Origin of the sequence: Pseudomonas sp. HMSC057H01, assembly GCF_001836405.1 — a bacterium.
Classification (GTDB): domain Bacteria; phylum Pseudomonadota; class Gammaproteobacteria; order Pseudomonadales; family Pseudomonadaceae; genus Pseudomonas; species Pseudomonas aeruginosa.
Window position 1 is genome coordinate 1 of record NZ_KV828510.1, and the last position, 377, is coordinate 377.

Annotated in this window: 1 protein-coding gene; it reads right to left on the reverse strand. The window is 67.6% G+C overall.

Annotated features, from left to right (window positions below):
• A partial coding sequence (locus tag HMPREF2581_RS22825) for an AMP-binding protein (RefSeq protein ID WP_139181924.1) occupies positions 1–377 on the reverse strand: 377 nt, incomplete at both ends.

The following is a 377-nucleotide window of genomic DNA, read 5'->3' on the forward strand; positions in this document are numbered from 1 at the left end:
TGCCGGTGGAGCCGGAGGTGTAGATGACATAGGCGAGGTTCTCGCCATCGAGATGAATATCCGGGTTCGCCTCACTGTAATCCTCGAACCAGGGCGCACCGCGATCCAGGTCGATCCGCTGCACGCCTTGCGCCAGCGGCAGCTTCAGGTGCGACTGGCTGAGCAGCAGCTCCACGCCGCTGTCCTCCAGCATGTAGGCCTGGCGCTCCTCGGGATACTCCGGGTCCACCGGCACGTAGGCGCCGCCGGCCTTGAGGATCGCCATCAGGGCCACGACCATCTCGATGGAGCGCTCCATGGCCACGCCCACCAGGCGGTCCGCACCGACCCCGCGCTCGATCAGGGCATGCGCCAGGCGGTTGGCCCGGCGGTTCAGC